Origin of the sequence: Rhodanobacter sp. Root480, assembly GCF_001426645.1 — a bacterium.
GTDB lineage: Bacteria > Pseudomonadota > Gammaproteobacteria > Xanthomonadales > Rhodanobacteraceae > Rhodanobacter > Rhodanobacter ginsenosidimutans.
In genome coordinates this window covers 911,633-929,811 of the sequence record NZ_LMEX01000001.1, presented here as the reverse complement: position 1 = coordinate 929,811, position 18,179 = coordinate 911,633, and the positions used below count along the sequence as shown (strand labels likewise).

The window sequence follows — 18,179 nt, the reverse complement described above, 5'->3', positions numbered from 1 at the left end:
GGCGCGTCGTTTGCGCCTGCCATTGCGTGGGTGCCGCTCGATACGGGCTGGCTTGCCATCTCCCCTCCGGCGGCATGGCTGCCGCATGCGATGTATTCGATTACATGATGGCGGGAAACGACGGATTTACCCGGCTTCCCTCAGTCGGCGTTGCAAGGCGAATATGCAAAAAACGTCGGAATACGTGGCAAGCTGTGTAACAGATGCGCAAATGCCCGCGCAACTGTTGGATGTAATCCATTACATTGCGTTGCACAAAAATTGCTGGGGACGGGTTGGGAAGCGCCCCGCATGGCGCGTTGGTTGGCCAGGCGGGTGCTATCGTGCGGCGCAGCGTCGACGAGGAGGTGGCAGACCGTGAGTTCGGAAGGATCCAGAGGCAAGCGATCCACCGCCAGCGCAACTCGCGCGGCCGCGACGCCCGCGCGGGTGAGGACGATCAAGGAGATCGCCGCCATCGCCAACGTTTCAGTGGCGACGGTGTCGCGGGCATTGCAGCGGCCCGAGGTGGTCAACGAGACCACGCGCCTGCGCATCCAGGAGGTGGTCAAACGCGTGGGCTACACGCCCAATGCGCTGGCACGCAACCTGCGCACGGCACGGACGCGACTGATCGTGGCGTTGCTGCCGGACATCGCCAATCCCTTTTTCTCCGAGGTGATCCGCGGCATCGAGCAGGTAGCGCACGAGAGCGGCTACTCGGTATTGCTGGGCGAAACCCAGAGCAGCCTGGTGCGCGAGCAGGCGTATGCCGACATGGTCGCCGCGCGCCAGGCCGACGGCATCATCACCATGTCGCACCGCGTGCCGAAGATTCCCATGCCGGGCCGGCTGCCGGTGGTCAACGCCTGCGAGTACGTGAAGGACAAGCAGATTTCCAGCGTCTACGTGGACAACGTCGCCGCCGCGGGCGCCGCCGTCGATTACCTGGTGATGCTGGGGCATCGCCAGATCGCCTTCGTCGCCGGCCCGCCGTCGAGCCCGATCTGCGTGGACCGCGAGAAGGGCTACCGGCTGGCGTTGCAGCGGGCGAAGCTCGCCGTCGATCCCGCGTTGATGGTCAGCGGCGATTTTTCGATCGAGGCCGGCGAGCGCGCCGTCGAGTTGCTGCTGTCGCAAGGGCAGTCGTTCAGCGCGGTGTTCTGCTCCAACGACGAAATGGCGATCGGCGCCATGCGCGCGTTGAGTTCGCACGGGTTGCGCGTGCCGGAGGACGTTTCGGTGGTGGGTTTCGACGACATCCGTTTCGCGCGTTACACCTCGCCCGCGCTGACCACCGTCGCGCAACCCAAGAATGCGTTGGGGCGCGAGGCCATGGCGATGCTGATCGAGTTGCTTGCCGATCCCGAGGTGCCGCCGCGCAAGCGGGTGCTGTCGGCGGATCTGGTGGTGCGCGGTTCGACGGCGCCACCGTCGCCGCGAAAGCGGAAGTGACGATCGGAGAGGGCTGGATTTTTAAGGCCCTTGGAGCAGCGAACTCCTCCTCCGATCACACTGAGCGTAGCCGCCCGCAGGGCGGCGAAGTCGAAGTGATGCGGGAAAGTTCACGAGGCGTGCCCTTCGACTCTGGCCGCTGCGCGGCCGACGCTCAGGGAGAACGGTGAGAGGGTGAGTTTCCACCGCGTTTTGAATGGCGTCTCAAGGCTGTGCGATGACGCAGCGCTCAAGCCTCGTCGCCGCGCACCTGCGCGTGGCTGATCAAGGCAAAGATGCAGCTGCCGCCCACGATGTTGCCCAGCAGGGTCGGCAGGCCGAAGTGGAAGACATAGTCGCCGAACCCGGCGCCGCCGCTGAACACCAGGTACAGCACCTCCACCGAGCCCACGATGATGTGGGTGAACCCGCCCAGCGCGATCAGGTAGGTGGTGAGCACGATGACGGTGATCCGCGCCTGCTCGGCAGCGGGCACCAGCCATACCATGGTGGCGATGAGCCAGCCGGCGAGGATGCCCTTGGAGAACATCTGCCCCGGCGAGTTGGCCATCACCTCGGCGCCGATGCCGACCAGGGCCTCGTGCGTGGCATGGTCGAACACGGGCATGTGCAGGATGCCGTAGGCAAACAGGGCGGTGCCGATGATGTTGCCCACGAAAACCACCGACCACAGCCGCAGCAGCGAAGCGAGCTTGGCCAGGTCCGGATGGGTCATCAGCGGCAGCACGGCCGTCATCGTGTTCTCGGTGAACAGTTGCTGCCGCGCCAGGATCACCACCAGAAAGCCGAGCGGATAGCCCAGGCTTTCGATCAGGAAGGCGCCGGGTGCGTCGCCGAGATGGCGATGCAGCAGGCCGCGCGCCAGCATGGAAAAGCCCATCGACAAACCCGCCGCCAACGCCGACCAGCCCAGCGCCGGGATGCTGCGGCCCAATTCCTCCTCGCCCTGCAGCCGGATCGTTTCGTGCAGCACGGCGGCGCGGGGCGGCTGCTTCTCCTCCACGTCATGCTTTTCTTCGGTGGAAAGGGAGAAGCCGTCCTTCTCGTCGGCAGTCTGGTGATCGTCCGGGGTGGCGTCGGTGGCGAGTCGATGCTTGTTGTCGTTCATGGCGCGCTCCGCGGCGGGACGGGCGCTCAATCGGCGCCGGTTCGAGCCGGTGTTACGCGCCACACCGTGTTGCCGACGTCATCGGCCACCAGCAGGGCGCCTTTCGCATCCTCCGCCACACCGACCGGCCGGCCGCGCGCGCGGCCTTCGCTGTCGAGAAATCCCGTCAACACGTCCTGCGCCGGGCCGGCGGGCTCACCGTTGGCGAACGGCACGAAAATGACCTTGTAACCGCTGCGCGGCCGGCGGTTCCACGAGCCGTGCTGGCCCACGAATGCGCCGTTGCGATAGTGCGCACCCAGCAACTGGCCGCGGTAGAACATCAGGCCCAGCGAGGCGGTGTGCGGACCCAGCGCGTAGTCGGGCACGAGCGCCGAAGCCACCACCGCGGGGTTCTGCGGCTTCACCCGCGTATCGACGTGCTGGCCGTAGTAGCTGAAGGGCCAGCCGTAGAAACCGCCGTCCTTCACCGAGGTCATGTAATCGGGTACCAGGTCGCTGCCCAGTTCATCGCGTTCGTTGACCGCCGTCCACAGCGCGCCGCTTTGCGGCTGCCAGCCCATGCCGTTGGGGTTGCGCAGGCCGGTGGCGAATGCGCGCGCCTTGCCGCTGGCGATGTCCACTTCGAGGATGCGCGCGCGATCCTTTTCCACGGCCAGGCCGTTCTCGCCCACGTTGCTGTTGGAGCCCACGGTGACGTAGAGCTTGCGGCCGTCCTGGCTGGCGATGACGTTCTTGGTCCAGTGGTGGTTGATGGTGCCGGCGGGGAGATCGATCACCCTGCGGCGCGGCGCGGCGATGCTTGTTTCACCGGCGCGGTACGGAAAGGCCAGCAACGCGTCGGTGTCGGCGACGTAGAAGGTATCGCCCACCAATGCCATGCCGAACGGGGAGTTGAGATGCTGCAGGAAGACGCTGCGCGTCTCGGCGACGCCATCGCCATCGGCGTCGCGCAGCAGGGTGATGCGGTTGGCGCTGGGGACGCCGGCGCCGGCGCCGGCCATGATCAGCCTGGCGACCCAGCCCTTGATGCCCTTGCTGTCGTCGGGTCTGGGGGGCGCGTTGGTTTCCGCCACCAGCACGTCGCCGTTGGGCAGTGTGTAGAGCCAGCGGGGATGATCCAGATCGCGGGCAAAGGCGTGGACCGTCAGGCCCGGCGCAGCGATGGGGTGTTCATGGGTGGACCAGCCAATCGCCTTGGCGGTGTTGGTGGTGGGAATCAGGGTTTTGTGCGGCGGCGGCAGTTGCGGGTTCGGGCCCATGCCTTGATGCACGGTCAACCGGGCTGACTCGCCGCAGCTGGCGAGGGCGAGTGGGGCGAGGGCGATGAAGGCTATGGCGAATGCGTGGCGCATGGCATCGCTCCGGGGCACGTAAAGCGCAGTGCATACCGTGGGTAGGCAAGCGGGTGTGAATAGCGGGTCGCCAAGAGCGCCCTCATCCGCCCTTCGGGCACCTTCTCCCGCAAGCGGGAGAAGGGAGTGTTTCGACTTTACCAATCGGTGGGGCGGTAGTCCTTCAGGAACTGGCCCCACACGTGCTCGCCGGTGTTGATGCCGTGGATGATCGGGTCGACGATGCGGGCGGCGCCGTCGACGATGTCCAGCGGCGGGTGGAAGCGTTCTTCCAGCACCTTCTTTGCGGCCAGCTCGGCCGGGTCCTCATCGGTCACCCAGCCGGTGTCGACGCTGTTCATGTGGATGCCGTCGTTGTGGTAATCGGTGGCTGAGGTGCGCGTCATCATGTTCAGCGCGGCCTTGGCCATGTTGGTGTGCGGGTGACGGGTGGTCTTGAAGCTGCGGTAGAACTGGCCTTCCATCGCGGACACGTTGACGATGTGCTTGTCGCGCTCGCCCGTGCGCAGCATCAGCGGTTTCAGGCGCGCGTTGATGATGAAGGGTGCGATGGCGTTCACCAGTTGCACTTCCAGCAATTCCACCGATGGCACCTCGGCCATCAGCAGCCGCCAGGAGTTGCGCTGGCGCAGGTCGATCTGCTGCAAATCCTGATCGAGCCGGCCTTCGGGAAACAGGTGGCTTTGTGCCAGCAGTTCCTCGGGCAGCAGCGGCAGTTGGGACAATTCGGCGGCGCGGGTCAGGCCGGGGACGGCGGTGTCGCGGCCCGTGCCTTGAGGCAGGATGTTCGAGCCACGCAGGCCTTCGTAATGGCCGACCAGCTTGCGCAGGTGCTCGGGCATGTCGTGCAGCGCGGCGGTTTCGCCTTCCATCATGTGCGCGTAGAAATCCGGCGGGCGGCGCACGGTCTGGCAGGCGTTGTTGATGATGAAATCCAGCCGCGGCCGGGTCGCCACCAGCTCCTGGCAGAACGCCTCCACGCTGGGCGTGTGGCGCAGGTCCAGGCCGTAGACCTGCAGGCGGTGGCCCCACTCGGCAAAGTCGGGCTCCGCCGCGTAGCGCGCCGCCGAATCGCGCGGGAAACGCGTGGTGACGATCAGTTCGGCACCGGCGCGCAGCAGCTTCAGGCCGGCCTGGTAGCCGATCTTGACGCGGCCGCCGGTGAGCAATGCCACGCGTCCATGCAGGTCGGCCAGCTCGGTGCGCTTGGCGTAGTTGAACGCGGCACAGGTCGGGCACAGCTGGTCGTAGAAGAAGTGCAGCGTCGTGTATTTCTGCTTGCACACGTAGCAATGCTTCGGTTCGACCGATTCGCGCGGCTGCGCCGCGTCGGCATCGGGGCCCACGTCGTGCGCGATGAATCCCTCGGGGGCGAACACGTTGGGCGTGGTGAACACCGGCTTGCGACGCAGGGTGCGGATGCCGGTCCGGTTCAGCACGCCGTCCTCGGCCTGCACCTTCGCCGCGTGGCGTGCCTTCTCGGCCGCCTTCAACTTCACGCGCCGCGCCACCGGGTCGGGATGGTAGACGCTGGCCACGGCCTGGTGCAGCCGCGCGCGCTCGTCCGCGGGCAAGCGGTCCAGCAACTGGCGGTCGGCGGCCAGCGCTTCCAGCAGCGCGGTGGTCTCGCGCAATTGCGCCAGCAATGCGGACTCGTCGTCATCCTGCGCAGGCAGGGTCGGGTGGGCATTCATCGAAAGGTCTACCGCTGTGAGGATGGATCGGCGCGACCTTGTAGGAGCGACTTCAGTCGCGACCCGCACCAGGCAGAAGCAACATCGCAAGCGCCGAAACCGCGTATTTTGCCTGCTTTCCCCCATCCCCGCCCGCCGTGCGCGTTTTCCCGCGCCGCGCCGACCACCGTGGACAGTAGAATGACGGGCTGATCCCGCTCAATTCCCACCACGCGCCCCGCACCCGCCATTCAACAAGAAGCTTTCGCATGACCCGCAACCTCGCCGAATGGCTGGCCTATCAGGAACACGTCAACGTACACAGCATCGAGCTGGGGCTCGATCGGGTGCGGCAGGTGTGGCAGCGGATGGGCGCGCCGGCGGTGGCGCGGCGTGTCATCACGGTGGGCGGCACCAATGGCAAGGGTTCCACCGTGGCCTTGCTGGAGGCGATGGCGCGGGCAGCCGGCCTGCGCACGGGCAGTTTCACGTCGCCGCACCTGCTGCGCTACAACGAGCGGGTGCGGATCGATGGCGCCGAGGTGGACGACGTCGTGCTGGTGGCCTCGTTCGAACGCATCGAGGCGGCGCGCACGGCCGGTTCCGATCCCGCCATTCCGCTGACCTATTTCGAATTCGGCACGCTGGCCGCGCTGGATCTGTTTGCGCGTGCGGGGCTGGATCTGGCCGTGCTGGAAGTCGGCCTGGGCGGGCGACTGGACGCGGTGAACATCATCGACGCCGACGTGGCGGTGATCACCACGGTGGATCTGGACCACATGGATTGGCTGGGCCCCGATCGCGACAGCATCGGCCGCGAGAAGGCCGGCATCGCGCGCCGCGGGCGGCCGGCGATCGTGGGTGAGCTGGATCCGCCGGCCGGATTGCTGCAGACGCTGGCGGCCTGCGGCGCCAGGGTCGAGCGGGCCGGTGTGGATTTCCACGCGCAGCGTCATGCCCACGGTGGCTGGCGTTGGCGGCACCGCGACGGCGCCGACATGGAGCTGCCCGATCCGTGGCTGTCGGCGCCGGTGCAATACGCCAATGCGGCGGCCGCGATTGCGGCCCTGCATGCGCTGTGGTCGGCGGAGCCGGCGCTGTCGACGCACGACTGGCCTACGGCGATCGGCACAGGATTGCGCGCCGCCTCGCCATCGGCACGCCTGCAACCGCTGGGCGGCGACCCGCCCGTGCTGGTGGACGTGGGCCACAACCCGCAGGCCGCGCGTGCGCTGGCGGACTGGCTGGACGCACAACCGCCCGCACGCGTGCACGCGGTGTACGGCGCGCTGGGCGACAAGGATGTGGCCGGCGTCATCGGTGCCTTGGGTACGCGCATCGATCACTGGCATCTGGCCGGGCTGGAGCAGGTGAGCCCGCGTGGCCTGGCCGTGGATGCGCTCGCTGGAATCCTGCGGCAGACCCAGCCCGGCGCAACGTTCGACACCCACGCCGACGTGCCGGCCGCGCTCGCTGCGGCGCGTCGGACGGCGCAGGCCGGGGATCGCATCCTGGCTTTCGGTTCCTTCTTCGTGGCCAGTGCCGTGCTGGCGCAGATGGCGCTGGAGCCCACACCATCTGCCGCCGCGTGCACCGTGCCGGTTGGGACGGTTCCATGAGCAGGGACGCTGGCGGTTATAATCGCGTTCTGCCTGCCGCGAGCCGCCTTGGAGCGAAACCTTGAATACACGCCTGCTGGGTGCTGCCGTCCTGATCGCCTTGGCGGTTCTGTTCATTCCCATGTGGTTTTCCGGCAAGCCGCCGGCGGAAAGTGGCGACGCGGCGGTGAGCCTGGCGATTCCGCCGGCGCCGGATCGCGACCTGCAGACGCGCACCATGGATCTGTCCACCAGCGGCACGGCACCGACCCAAGCGCAGGCGCCGGTCTCCGGCGATCAGCTGGCCACGGTGAACATCGGCTCCAACCGTCCGCTGGATGTAGAGACCGACCCCCGCGCCGGCAAGGCGCACGAGCCCACCACGGTTACCACGGGAACGGGCACGTCCACCGCCGAGCCGGTGATCCCGATGCAGGCCGCGACCCGCAATGAAACGCCGGCACCCGCTGCCGCCGAGCCCGTCGCGACCAAGCCGGCGGCTCCCGCCAAGCCCGAAGCCAAGCCCGAATCCGCCCCGGCGCCGGCCCCCAAGCCTGCGCCCAAACCCGCCGAGCCTGCTCCCCATGTGGCCGACGCCGGCGGGCAGGGCAGCTACATGATCAACCTCAGTGCCTACGCCAGCGCCTCGGGCGCGGCCGCCTTGCAGCAGAAGGTGCGCGCCCTGGGTTACCCGGTCAGCAGCCATGCGATCACCCAGGCGGGGCAGCGCCGGACCAAGGTCGTCGCCGGCCCGTTTGCCACGCGCACGGCCGCTGAGGCGGCGCGGCTGAAAATCACCCACAGCATCTCCGGCGTGCCGGCGACGCTGGAGCACAGCGACGCGCAAGCCAGCTCCGCCAGCCCGACCACATCCGCACATACCGCCAGCGCCAGCAGGGCCGGCGGCTGGGCGGTGCAACTGGCGGCGGTGAGCGGCCAGGCCGACGCCAACGCGCTGCGCGACAAGTTGCGGGCGGCAGGCTTCGACGGCTTTGTCGATTCGGTCAACGTGGGTGGCAAGCAATTGTGGCGGGTGCGCGCCGGCCCGCAGACGCAGCGCGCGGACGCGCAGCGCGTGCACGACCAGATCAAGGCCAAGCTGGGCATCGACGGCAACATCGTGTCGGTGCCTTGAGCTTGCATCGCCCACTGCGAGCCGGACGGATTCATCCATGAACTGGATCGACTACGCGATCATCGGCGTGCTCGGCTTGTCGGTATTGATCGGGCTGTGGCGTGGCCTGATTGCCGAAGTGCTGGCGCTGGTGGTGTGGGCGGCGGCGTTCTGGGTGGCCTGGGTTTTCGGGCCGGCGGTGGCGTCGCACTTCGGCTCCATCATCACGCTGCCCTCGGCGCGGATCATCGCCGGCTACGGCCTGTGTTTCGTGGCGGTGTTGATCCTGGGCGCGTTGCTGCGCTTCGTGGTGGCGCGGCTGGTGGCGAGTACCGGTTTGTCCGGCACCGACCGGCTGCTGGGCATGATCTTCGGGTTCGTGCGTGGTGTATTGCTGGTGACCCTGCTGGTGTTCCTGATCGGATTCACCGCGTTCACCCGCGATCCGTGGTGGCAGCAGTCGGTGTTGCTGCCGCATTTTCAGCATGTGGCCACCTGGCTGGAACAGCGCGTGCCGGCGGAGGTGCGCAACCTGCACGCGCCCGCCCAGCTGAGCCAGTTGCCACGCTTGCCGGCTTCGCTGCTGACCCCCATATCGGGCCGGACGCCCGCTCCGGCCAGTACCGCGCACCAGGCCTATCCCGCGGCTGCAGGCAGCGCTCCCGCCCCTCATTTTTGAACGACTTTCGAAGCAGGCAACAACATGTGCGGAATCATCGGCATTGTCGGTACCACCCAGGTGGCATCGGCGCTTTATGACGGCTTGACGGTGTTGCAACACCGCGGCCAGGACGCCGCCGGCATCGCCACCGTGGACGGTTCGCGGCTGCGCCTGCACAAGGGCAACGGGCTGGTGCGCGACGTGTTCACCGAGGCATCGATGAAGACGCTGCCCGGCCGCATCGGCATCGGCCATTGCCGCTATCCCACGGCCGGTTCCGAGGGCTCCTCGGAGGCGCAACCGTTCTACGTCAACTCCCCCTACGGCATCGCGTTCGCCCACAACGGCAACCTGGTCAACACCGACGAGTTGCGCCGCGAGATGTTCGAGGGCGACCGGCGCCACATCAACACCGACTCCGACTCCGAGGTGCTGCTGAACGTGCTGGCGCATGAGCTGCAGATCCAGGACCGCATGGCGTTGACGCCGGATCACATCTTCAAGGCCGTGGCTGGCATGCATGTGCGCGCCCGCGGCGGCTATGCTTGCGTGGCGTTGCTGCTGGGCTACGGCCTGTTGGCGTTTCGCGACCCGCACGGCATCCGCCCGCTGGTGCTGGGCGAACGCGTCACCGCCGAAGGCCGCGAATACGCGGTGGCGTCGGAATCGGTGGCGCTGGACGTGCTCGGCTTCAAGCGCATCCGCGACGTGGAGCCGGGCGAGGCGGTGATCATCACCGACGCAGGCGAGCTGTTCAGCCGCCGCTGCGCCGAGGGCGCGCTGCACACGCCATGCATCTTCGAGTACGTCTACCTTGCCCGGCCCGACTCGATGATCGAGGACGTATCGGTCTACAAGGCGCGCCTGCGCATGGGCGAAAAGCTGGGCGCGAAGATCCTGCGCCTGCGCCCCGATCACGGCATCGATGCGGTCATCCCCATTCCCGACACCGCGCGTACCGCCGCCAGCGCGCTGGCCGGTGTGCTGGGCGTGCCGTTCCGCGAGGGCTTCGTCAAGAACCGCTACATCGGTCGCACCTTCATCATGCCGGGGCAGGGTGAGCGGGTGAAATCGGTGCGGCGCAAGCTCAACGCGATCGACCTGGAATTCCGCAACAAGAACGTGCTGCTGGTCGACGACTCGATCGTGCGCGGCACCACCTCGAAGCAGATCATCCAGATGGCCCGCGACGCCGGCGCCAAGAATGTCTATTTCGCTTCCGCCGCGCCGCCGGTGCGCTATCCCAACGTCTACGGCATCGACATGCCCTCGGTGACCGAGCTGGTGGCCGCCGGCAAGACCGAGGCCGAGGTGGAGAAGATCCTGGGCGCCGACTGGCTGGTCTACCAGGACCTGAAGGATCTGATCTGGGCCGTGCAGGACGGCAACGAGGAGCTGCAGCAGTTCGACGCCTCGTGTTTCTCCGGCGAGTACGTCACCGGCCTGGACCAGCGTTACCTGGAGCAGATCCAGATGTTGCGTTCGGACGATGCCAAGGCCGCCAGGCGCAGCGTCTAACGCTGGGCGACCACCTCATGTAGGAGCGCACCTTGTGCGCGATAGCTCTTCGTCACGTAACGAAAAGCATCGCGCACAAGGTGCGCTCCTACAGGAAAAGCCATGACCGATCTTCACGCCGCGGCCAAACGCTGTCTGGATGCCACCGAACCGGCCGAGAAACTGCGGCTTACCCACGCCACGTGGGAAGCGTTTCTCGCCGGCGACCTGCAACCCGATACGTCGTCGCCTGCGCCTGATCCGATCACCGCGCCTGGCCGACCTGCGAAACCCGTGCTGGTGAACGCACGCCAGCTGCCGCAACGCGGCCTCGGCAGCGAGGAAGGTCGGGCGGCGCTGGTGCATGCCGTGGCGCACATTGAGTTCAACGCGATCAACCTGGCGTGGGACGCGGTCTACCGCTTCCGCGGCAAGCCCGCCGCGTACTACCGCGACTGGGCCAGTTGCGCCCATGACGAGGCGCGCCATTTCGCGATGCTGGCCGAGCGGTTGCAGGAGCTTGGCCATGCCTACGGCGATTTCGACGCCCACGACGGCCTGTGGCAGATGGCCGAGAAAACCGCTCACGACGACACCGCCCGCATGGCGCTGGTGCCGCGCGTGCTCGAAGCACGCGGGCTGGATGTCACCCCGGCCATGATCGAACGCCTGCGCCGGTTGGGCGACACCCGAACCGTTGCCATCCTCGAAGTGATCCTGCGCGAGGAAGTTGCCCACGTCGCCGCCGGCACCCGCTGGTACCAGCACTGCTGCCAGCGCGACGGCATCGAACCCATCGCTCATTTCTTCGCCCTGATACGCGACTACATGGGCGTCAACCTGCGCGGCCCGTTCAACCGACCCGCGCGACTGGAGGCAGGCTTTGTGGAAGCGGAACTCGATCGCCTGGCGGCGCTTGCTGCGCAAGGACAGGCGTGATGCGGCCTCTTTGATTCGAGCCTCGATGCCGGGCTTGAACCGTGCGCAATAAAAAACCGGCCAGAAGGCCGGTTTTTTATTTGTCTTGGTGGGCGGTAGTGGGATCGAACCACTGACCACTGCCGTGTGAAGGCAGTGCTCTACCGCTGAGCTAACCGCCCAATGTGAGCGCTGCATTTTAGGGGCAGTTGCGGCGTGGGTCAACGTTATTTGATGACGCGCGAGGAGAAACGTCTCGGGAGCACGGGGTGAATTGGTAGACTTGCGGACCTCACAAATCGAAGTGCGTCGCCATGGATTTTTTCATTGCCAATTTCCCGTCGATCGTCCATGCGCTGCAGCACTTTCAGCTGACCCCATGGAAGCTGGTGGGTTACACCGGCACGCTGATGTTCACCAGCCGATGGTTCGTGCAGCTCTATTACACGCGCAAGTACAAGCGCGTGGTGATGCCGCTGGCGTTCTGGTGGCTGTCGGTGCTGGGCAGCGTGCTGCTGCTGGCGTATTTCATCGTGGGCAAGAACGATTCGGTGGGCATCCTCTCGAATTTCTTCCCGGTATTCGTTTCCACGTACAACCTGTACGTGCATCTGCGCAATCGCAAGAACAGCATTACCGGAGACGCGACCGCGTAAAGACAATGCAGGAGCGCACCTTGGGTGCGCTCCTGCAGAACCACGCTTATTCGGGCTCGTAGTCGAGGTTGGAGGCCAGCCAGCGCTCGGCTTCGGCCAGAGTCCAGCCTTTGCGGTATGCGTAGTCCTCGATCTGCTCCTTGCTCAGGCGGCCGACCACGAAATACTGGCTGTCGGGGTGCGAGTAGTACCAGCCCGAGACCGCGGCGGCGGGGTACATCGAGAAACCTTCGGTGAGTTCGATGCCGGCGTTTTTGGTGGCGTCCAGCAGCGCGAACAGGGTTTTCTTCTCGGTGTGCTCGGGGCAGGCGGGATAGCCGGGGGCCGGGCGGATGCCACGGTATTTCTCGGCGATCAGCGCGTCGTTGTCGAGCGCCTCGTCCGGCACGAAGCCCCAGAATTCCTTGCGCATGCGTTCGTGCATGTGCTCGGCGAATGCTTCGGCCAGGCGGTCGGCCAGCGCCTTCAGGATGATCGAGGAATAGTCGTCGTAGTCGGCCAGGAAGCGGTTGAGGTGTTCCTCGATACCCAGGCCCGCGGTGACCGCGAAGCCGCCGATCCAGTCGGGCTTGTTGAACTCCTTCGGTGCGATGTAATCGGCGAGGCACAGGTTGGGGCGTTCGGGTGGCTTGTCGGCTTGCTGGCGCAGGCTGTGCAGGGTGGCGAGCACCGTGGTGCGGCTGGCGTCGGTGTAGATCTCCACGTCATCCATGATGTTGGCGGCCGGCCACAGGCCGACCACGGCGCGGGCGGTGAGCCATTTTTCGCCGATGATCTTGTCCATCATCGCCTGGGCGTCGCGGAACAGCTCGGTGGCCTGGGCACCGACGACCTCGTCGGTGAGGATGGCGGGGTAGTGGCCGGCCAGCTCCCATGCCTGGAAGAACGGTGTCCAGTCGATGTAGCGGCGGATGACTGACAGGTCGTAGTCGTCGAATACGGTGATGCCGGGTTTTTTGGGCTGCGGCGGCTCGTAGGCGGCCCAGTCGCAGCTGAAGCGCTGCGCGCGTGCCTTCTCCAGCGACACCAGTTTCTTGCCGGGGCCGCGGTTGCGATGGCGTTCGCGCACGTCGGCGTATTCCACGCGCACCTTGGCCAGGAAATCACCGACCAGGTCCTTGCTCACCAGCGACTGTGCCACGCCGACCGCGCGCGAGGCGTCCTTCACCCACACCGTGCCGGCCTTGTAGTGCGGCTCGATCTTCAGCGCCGTATGTGCGCGCGAGGTGGTGGCGCCGCCGATCAGCAGCGGCACGTGGAAGTTCTGCCGCTGCATTTCCTTGGCCACGTTGGCCATCTCTTCCAGTGACGGCGTGATCAGGCCGGACAGGCCGATCATGTCGGCCTTCTCGGCGATCGCGGTCTCCAGGATCTTCTGCGCGGGCACCATCACGCCCAGGTCGATCACCTCGAAGTTGTTGCAGCGGAGCACCACGGCCACGATGTTCTTGCCGATGTCGTGCACGTCGCCCTTGACCGTCGCCATCACGATCTTGCCGTTGTTCTTGCCGGTGTCGCCGGTGCGCAGCTTTTCCGCCTCGATGTAGGGCAGCAGATAGGCCACGGCCTTTTTCATCACGCGGGCGGATTTCACCACCTGCGGCAGGAACATCTTGCCCGCGCCGAACAGGTCGCCGACCACGTTCATGCCGTCCATCAGCGGGCCTTCGATCACGTCCAGCGGGCGCGTCGACATCTGCCGCGCTTCCTCGGTGTCCTCGGTGACGTACTGGTCGATGCCGTGCACCAGCGCGTGGCTGAGCCGGGCGCGCACGTCCTTCTCGCGCCACTCCAGCGTCTCGACCTCGGCGGCGCCGCGCTTGCCCTTGTAGTTGTCGGCGATCTCCAGCAGGCGCTCGGTGGCGTCCTCGCGGCGGTTCAGCACCACGTCCTCGACGCGCTCGCGCAGCGGCGGGTCGATGTCGTCCATGATCGTCAGCGCGCCGGCGTTGACGATGCCCATGTCCATGCCGGCGCGGATCGCGTGGTACAGGAACACCGAGTGGATCGCCTCGCGCACGATGTTGTTGCCGCGGAACGAGAACGACACGTTGGAGACGCCGCCGGAGATGTGGCAATCCGGGAAGCGCTTTTTCAGCTCGCGGGTGGCTTCGATGAAGTCCACCGCGTAGTTGTTGTGCTCCTCGATGCCGGTGGCTATGGCGAAAATGTTGGGGTCAAAGATGATGTCTTCGGGCAGGAAGTCGAGTTCCTTCGTCAGCAGTTCGTAGGCGCGCGAGCAGATCTCCACCTTGCGTTGGATGGTGTCGGCCTGGCCTTGTTCGTCGAACGCCATCACCACCGCAGCGGCGCCGTATTGCTGCACCTTGCGCGCCTGCTCCAGGAACGGGGCTTCGCCTTCCTTCATCGAGATGGAATTGACGATGCCCTTGCCCTGCAGGCAGCGCAGGCCGGCCTCGATCACCGTCCACTTGGACGAGTCGATCATGAACGGCACGCGGGCGATGTCGGGCTCGGACGAGATCAGGTTGACGAAGCGGGTCATCGCCGCCTCGGAGTCGATCAGGCCCTCGTCCATGTTGATGTCGATCACCTGCGCGCCGTTGGCGACCTGCTGGCGGGCGACTTCGACGGCCTCGTCGTAGCGCTCTTCCTTGATCAGTTTCTTGAACTGCGCCGAGCCGGTGACATTGGTGCGCTCGCCCACGTTGATGAACAACAGGTCGGGCGTGATCACCAGCGGTTCGAGGCCGGAGAGGCGGGTGTGGCGTGTCATGTTATGCGGCCTCCGTGGCCAGTGAGAGCGGCGCCCTGGGTGCGCAATCGCGCACCACTTCGGCAATCGCCTTGATGTGCGCCGGCGTGGTGCCGCAGCAGCCGCCGACCAGGTTCAGCAAGCCTTCGCGGGCGAAGCTGCCGATCACGCGGGCCATCTCCTCCGGCGTTTCGTCGTACTCGCCGAAGGCGTTCGGCAGGCCGGCGTTGGGATGTGTGCTGACGTAGCTTTCGGCGACGCTTGCCAGCGTCTGCAGGTGCGGGCGCAGGTCCTCGGCGCCCAGCGCGCAATTGAAACCCACCGACAGCGGCCGCGCGTGGCGCACCGAGTAGTAGAACGCTTCGGCGGTCTGGCCCGAGAGCGTACGGCCGGAGCGGTCGGTGATGGTGCCGGAGATCATCACCGGCATGCGTGCGCCGCGCTGGTGGAACAGTTCGCTGAGCGCGAACAGCGCGGCCTTGGCATTCAGGGTGTCGAAGATGGTTTCCACCATCAGCACGTCGGCGCCGCCTTCGATCAGGCCGTTCGCCGATTCGGTGTAGTTCTCCACCAGTTCCTGGAACGTGACGTTGCGGAAACCCGGATCGTTGACATCCGGCGACAGCGAGGCGGTGCGGCTGGTGGGGCCGAGCACACCGATGACGAAGCGCGGCTTGTCCGGCGTTTTCGCGGTCATCGCGTCGCAGGCGGCGCGGGCCAGCCTGGCGCCTTCGCGGTTCAGTTCCTGCGCCAGGTGCTGCAGTTTGTAGTCGGCCTGGCTGATGCGGGTGGAGTTGAAGGTGTTGGTTTCGATCAGGTCGGCACCGGCCTCGAGGTAGGCGTCGTGCACGCCGCGGATGATCTCGGGCTTGGTCAACGAGAGCAGGTCGTTGTTGCCTTTCAGATCGCAGCTTCCGGCATGGTCGTGCGCGTGGCCGTCGTGGCCGTGCTCGAAGCGCTCACCGCGGAAGCTGGTTTCATCCAGTTGATGCGCCTGCAGCATCGTGCCCATGCCGCCGTCGAGGATGAGGATGCGCGTGGCCAGTGCCGCCTCCAGCAGGGCGACGCGTTCGGGGTGGATCCAGGGGAGGGCGCTCATGGGGCAATGCTCGTTTGATCAGGGTGGCGAAAAGGAAAGTCGGGGGTCATGACGGTTTGCGTGCCAGCAGGCTGATGACCTCGAAATGCGGGGCCTTGCGTTCGCGGCTGAGGCGGGAGCAATTCAGTACCTCCAACCCCGCGGCGCGCGCGAAACCTTCCAGCTGGTCGCTGCTGAATCCCAGGTTGCGATGGTCGAAGGGCTCCACGGCGGCCCGATGGTCGTGCCGGCCCAACGTCGCCGCCAGCAGACGACCACCGGGGCGCAGCATGCGGGCCGCTTCGGCAATAGCGCCGGCGGGGTCCTCGGCGTAGGTCAGGGCGTGCAGCATCAACACCAGGTCGAAGCGCTGGTCACCCAGCTCCAGTGCGTGCATGTCACCCTGCAGCACCTGCACGTTGGTGAACGGCTTGAGTCGCTTGGCGGCGGCTTCGACCACGCGCTCGCTGGAATCCACGCAGACGATGGAATGCGCATGCGGGGCCAGCAGTTCGGCGGTCACGCCGTCGCCGGAGGCGATGTCCAGCACGTCGCCGGTGGCCAGCAATTGCAGCAGCGAGCGGGCCACGGTTTCCCAGGTCCGACCGGGCGAATAGTGGCGCTCCATGTCGCCGGCCACGGTGTCGGCCCAGCCCTGTTCGCGGGCGCGCTGGGCCAGTACGCCGGGCAGGCGCGCGGCGTCCTCGCGCAGCAACGCGTCGTCGATGCTTTCGCGCAGCGAGCGCAGCAGCGCATGCTGGTGTTCGTCGCCCTCGTTGTTGGCGCGATAATAGGCGGACACGCCGGCGCGGCGATCGCGCACCAGCTCGGCTTCCTTGAGCTTGGCCAGGTGGGTCGATACGCGCGGCTGCGCCAGATGCAGCACGGCGGCCAGTTCGGCGACGGTCAGCTCCTCGTTTTCGAGCAGGGCCAGCAGGCGCACCCGGGTGGGATCGGCGAGTAGCCGCAGCACGCCGGAGGCGGTAGCGAGATCCATCGTCATCCCTTTATCGCGATAGAAAGATGACAAGGCTAGGCCGGGTGGTGCGATGCGTCAAGCAGAGGCCATGCCGCAACCCGCTGTCGGGCCATGTTGCGTTCGCACAGAGGCTTTCACTTCTTACGTTCTAAAATGGTTGCTGACGTAACTTTGGAGGCGCCCGTGGATTTCCGGTTTACCGAAGAGCAATTGTCGATCCAGTCGATCGCCCGTGATTTCGCGCAAAAGCGCATTGCGCCGGTGGCGGCCGAGTTCGACGCCCGCGCCGAGTTTCCGCTGGAGAACATCCGCGAAATGGGCCAGTTGGGCTTGATGGGCGTGGAAGTGCCCGAAGCCTACGGCGGCGCCGGCATGGACCCGATCGCCTATGTGCTGGCGATGATCGAGATCGCCGCGGCCGACGCGGCCACCGCCACCGTGATGAGCGTGAACAACTCGCTGTTCTGCCACGGCATCCTCAAGCACGGCAATGAGGAACAGAAGCAGAAATACGTGCGCGCCATCGCCACCGGCGAGGCGATCGGCGCATATGCGTTGACCGAACCGCAATCGGGTTCCGACGCCTCGGCCATGCACACGCGCGCCACGAAGAACGCCAGCGGTGACTGGGTGATCAATGGCAAGAAAAGCTGGATCACCTCCGGCCCCGTGGCGCGCTACATCGTGCTGTTTGCCATCTCCACGCCGGGCATCGGCGCGAAGGGCGTGTCGGCCTTCATCATCGACACGCAACTACCCGGCTTCCATGCGGGCAAGACCGAACCGAAACTGGGCATCCGCGCCTCGGCCACCTGCGAGATCGAGTTCACCGATTACGTGCTGCCGAAGGAGAACCTGCTGGGTGAGGAGGGCAAGGGCTTCTCGATCGCGATGGGCGTGCTTGACGCGGGGCGCATCGGCATCGCGTCGCAGGCAGTCGGCATCGCCCGCGCCGCCTACGAAGCCACACTGCAATGGTCGCGCGACCGCAAGGCCTTCGGTCAGCCGATCGGCAGCTTCCAGATGACCCAGTCCAAGATCGCCGACATGAAGTGCAAGCTCGACGCCGCCACGCTGCTGACCCTGCGCGCGGCGTGGGCCAAGGGCGAAGCCGAGCAACGCGGTGGCCGCTTCGGTACTGAGGCGGCCGTGGCCAAGCTCACCGCCTCGGAAGCGGCGATGTGGATCGCGCACCAGGCGGTGCAGATCCACGGCGGCATGGGCTATTCGAAAGAAATGCCGCTGGAACGTTACTTCCGCGATGCGAAAATCACCGAGATCTACGAAGGCACCAGCGAGATCCAGCGGATGGTGATTGCGCGGGCGGAAACAGGGTTGCGCTGATTGGCACGCGGGAGCAGGCACCCGCCAAGGTTGACTCACCCCCCCAAC

General features: G+C 66.3%; 14 protein-coding genes and 1 tRNA gene. 8 read left to right on the top strand and 7 right to left on the bottom strand.

From position 1 onward, the window contains the following. The first annotated feature begins 357 nt into the window (after positions 1-357). A complete protein-coding gene (locus ASD22_RS04410; RefSeq protein ID WP_235577518.1) occupies positions 358-1,434 on the top strand; it encodes a LacI family DNA-binding transcriptional regulator in 1,077 nt (358 codons plus the stop codon). A gap of 229 nt (positions 1,435-1,663) precedes the next feature. On the opposite strand, the gene ASD22_RS04405 is transcribed toward ASD22_RS04410, so the two are convergent. From ASD22_RS04405 to ASD22_RS04395, 3 genes are all read right to left on the bottom strand, one after another. Further along, positions 1,664-2,542: a formate/nitrite transporter family protein gene (locus tag ASD22_RS04405; protein WP_082520114.1), complete on the bottom strand. Its 879-nt coding sequence runs from the start codon at positions 2,540-2,542 to the stop codon at positions 1,664-1,666. Positions 2,543-2,568: 26 nt separating this feature from the next. Further along, on the bottom strand, positions 2,569-3,897 hold the full coding sequence (locus ASD22_RS04400) for a sorbosone dehydrogenase family protein (protein WP_056079386.1): 1,329 nt from the start codon (positions 3,895-3,897) through the stop codon (positions 2,569-2,571). 137 nt (positions 3,898-4,034) lie between these two features. Continuing rightward, entirely contained in the window at positions 4,035-5,591 is a 1,557-nt protein-coding gene (locus ASD22_RS04395) for an SDR family oxidoreductase (protein WP_056079383.1), read from the bottom strand. A gap of 248 nt (positions 5,592-5,839) precedes the next feature. Here ASD22_RS04395 and folC point away from each other — a divergent pair, with 248 nt between their 5' ends. The 5 genes from folC to ASD22_RS04370 all read left to right on the top strand — a co-directional run bounded on the left by folC (position 5,840) and on the right by ASD22_RS04370 (position 11,379). Continuing rightward, positions 5,840-7,189: a bifunctional tetrahydrofolate synthase/dihydrofolate synthase gene (folC, locus tag ASD22_RS04390; protein ID WP_056079381.1), complete on the top strand. Its 1,350-nt coding sequence runs from the start codon at positions 5,840-5,842 to the stop codon at positions 7,187-7,189. Positions 7,190-7,250: 61 nt separating this feature from the next. Further along, positions 7,251-8,303 carry an SPOR domain-containing protein gene (locus ASD22_RS04385; protein ID WP_056079378.1) on the top strand — a complete coding sequence of 351 codons (1,053 nt, stop codon included), beginning with the start codon at positions 7,251-7,253 and terminating at the stop codon, positions 8,301-8,303. A 37-nt stretch (positions 8,304-8,340) separates the two neighbouring features. Continuing rightward, on the top strand, positions 8,341-8,961 hold the full coding sequence (locus tag ASD22_RS04380; RefSeq protein WP_056079375.1) for a CvpA family protein: 621 nt from the start codon (positions 8,341-8,343) through the stop codon (positions 8,959-8,961). Between the two features lie 24 nt (positions 8,962-8,985). Continuing rightward, positions 8,986-10,461, top strand: coding sequence for an amidophosphoribosyltransferase (gene purF / locus ASD22_RS04375; protein WP_056079372.1), 1,476 nt, complete (start codon positions 8,986-8,988; stop codon positions 10,459-10,461). A gap of 102 nt (positions 10,462-10,563) precedes the next feature. Then, positions 10,564-11,379, top strand: coding sequence for a ferritin-like domain-containing protein (locus ASD22_RS04370; protein WP_056079370.1), 816 nt, complete (start codon positions 10,564-10,566; stop codon positions 11,377-11,379). Between the two features lie 86 nt (positions 11,380-11,465). On the opposite strand, the gene ASD22_RS04365 is transcribed toward ASD22_RS04370, so the two are convergent. Continuing rightward, a tRNA-Val gene (locus tag ASD22_RS04365) sits at positions 11,466-11,540 on the bottom strand. Between the two features lie 132 nt (positions 11,541-11,672). Here ASD22_RS04365 and ASD22_RS04360 point away from each other — a divergent pair. Continuing rightward, positions 11,673-12,014: a lipid-A-disaccharide synthase N-terminal domain-containing protein gene (locus tag ASD22_RS04360; RefSeq protein WP_056079367.1), complete on the top strand. Its 342-nt coding sequence runs from the start codon at positions 11,673-11,675 to the stop codon at positions 12,012-12,014. A gap of 46 nt (positions 12,015-12,060) precedes the next feature. Here ASD22_RS04360 and metH read toward each other — a convergent pair whose 3' ends face one another. The 3 genes from metH to ASD22_RS04345 are packed head-to-tail and all read right to left on the bottom strand — an operon-like array spanning position 12,061 to position 16,805. Continuing rightward, positions 12,061-14,751 carry a methionine synthase gene (gene metH / locus ASD22_RS04355; protein ID WP_056079366.1) on the bottom strand — a complete coding sequence of 897 codons (2,691 nt, stop codon included), beginning with the start codon at positions 14,749-14,751 and terminating at the stop codon, positions 12,061-12,063. 1 nt (position 14,752) lies between these two features. Continuing rightward, a complete protein-coding gene (locus ASD22_RS04350; RefSeq protein WP_056079363.1) occupies positions 14,753-15,829 on the bottom strand; it encodes a homocysteine S-methyltransferase family protein in 1,077 nt (358 codons plus the stop codon). A gap of 46 nt (positions 15,830-15,875) precedes the next feature. Beyond that, positions 15,876-16,805: a metalloregulator ArsR/SmtB family transcription factor gene (locus ASD22_RS04345; protein WP_056080957.1), complete on the bottom strand. Its 930-nt coding sequence runs from the start codon at positions 16,803-16,805 to the stop codon at positions 15,876-15,878. Positions 16,806-16,940: 135 nt separating this feature from the next. Between ASD22_RS04345 and ASD22_RS04340 the strand changes: the two genes are divergently transcribed. Further along, complete coding sequence (locus tag ASD22_RS04340; RefSeq protein WP_343123419.1) at positions 16,941-18,131, top strand: acyl-CoA dehydrogenase family protein; 1,191 nt, start codon at positions 16,941-16,943, stop codon at positions 18,129-18,131. Positions 18,132-18,179: the final 48 nt, after the last annotated feature.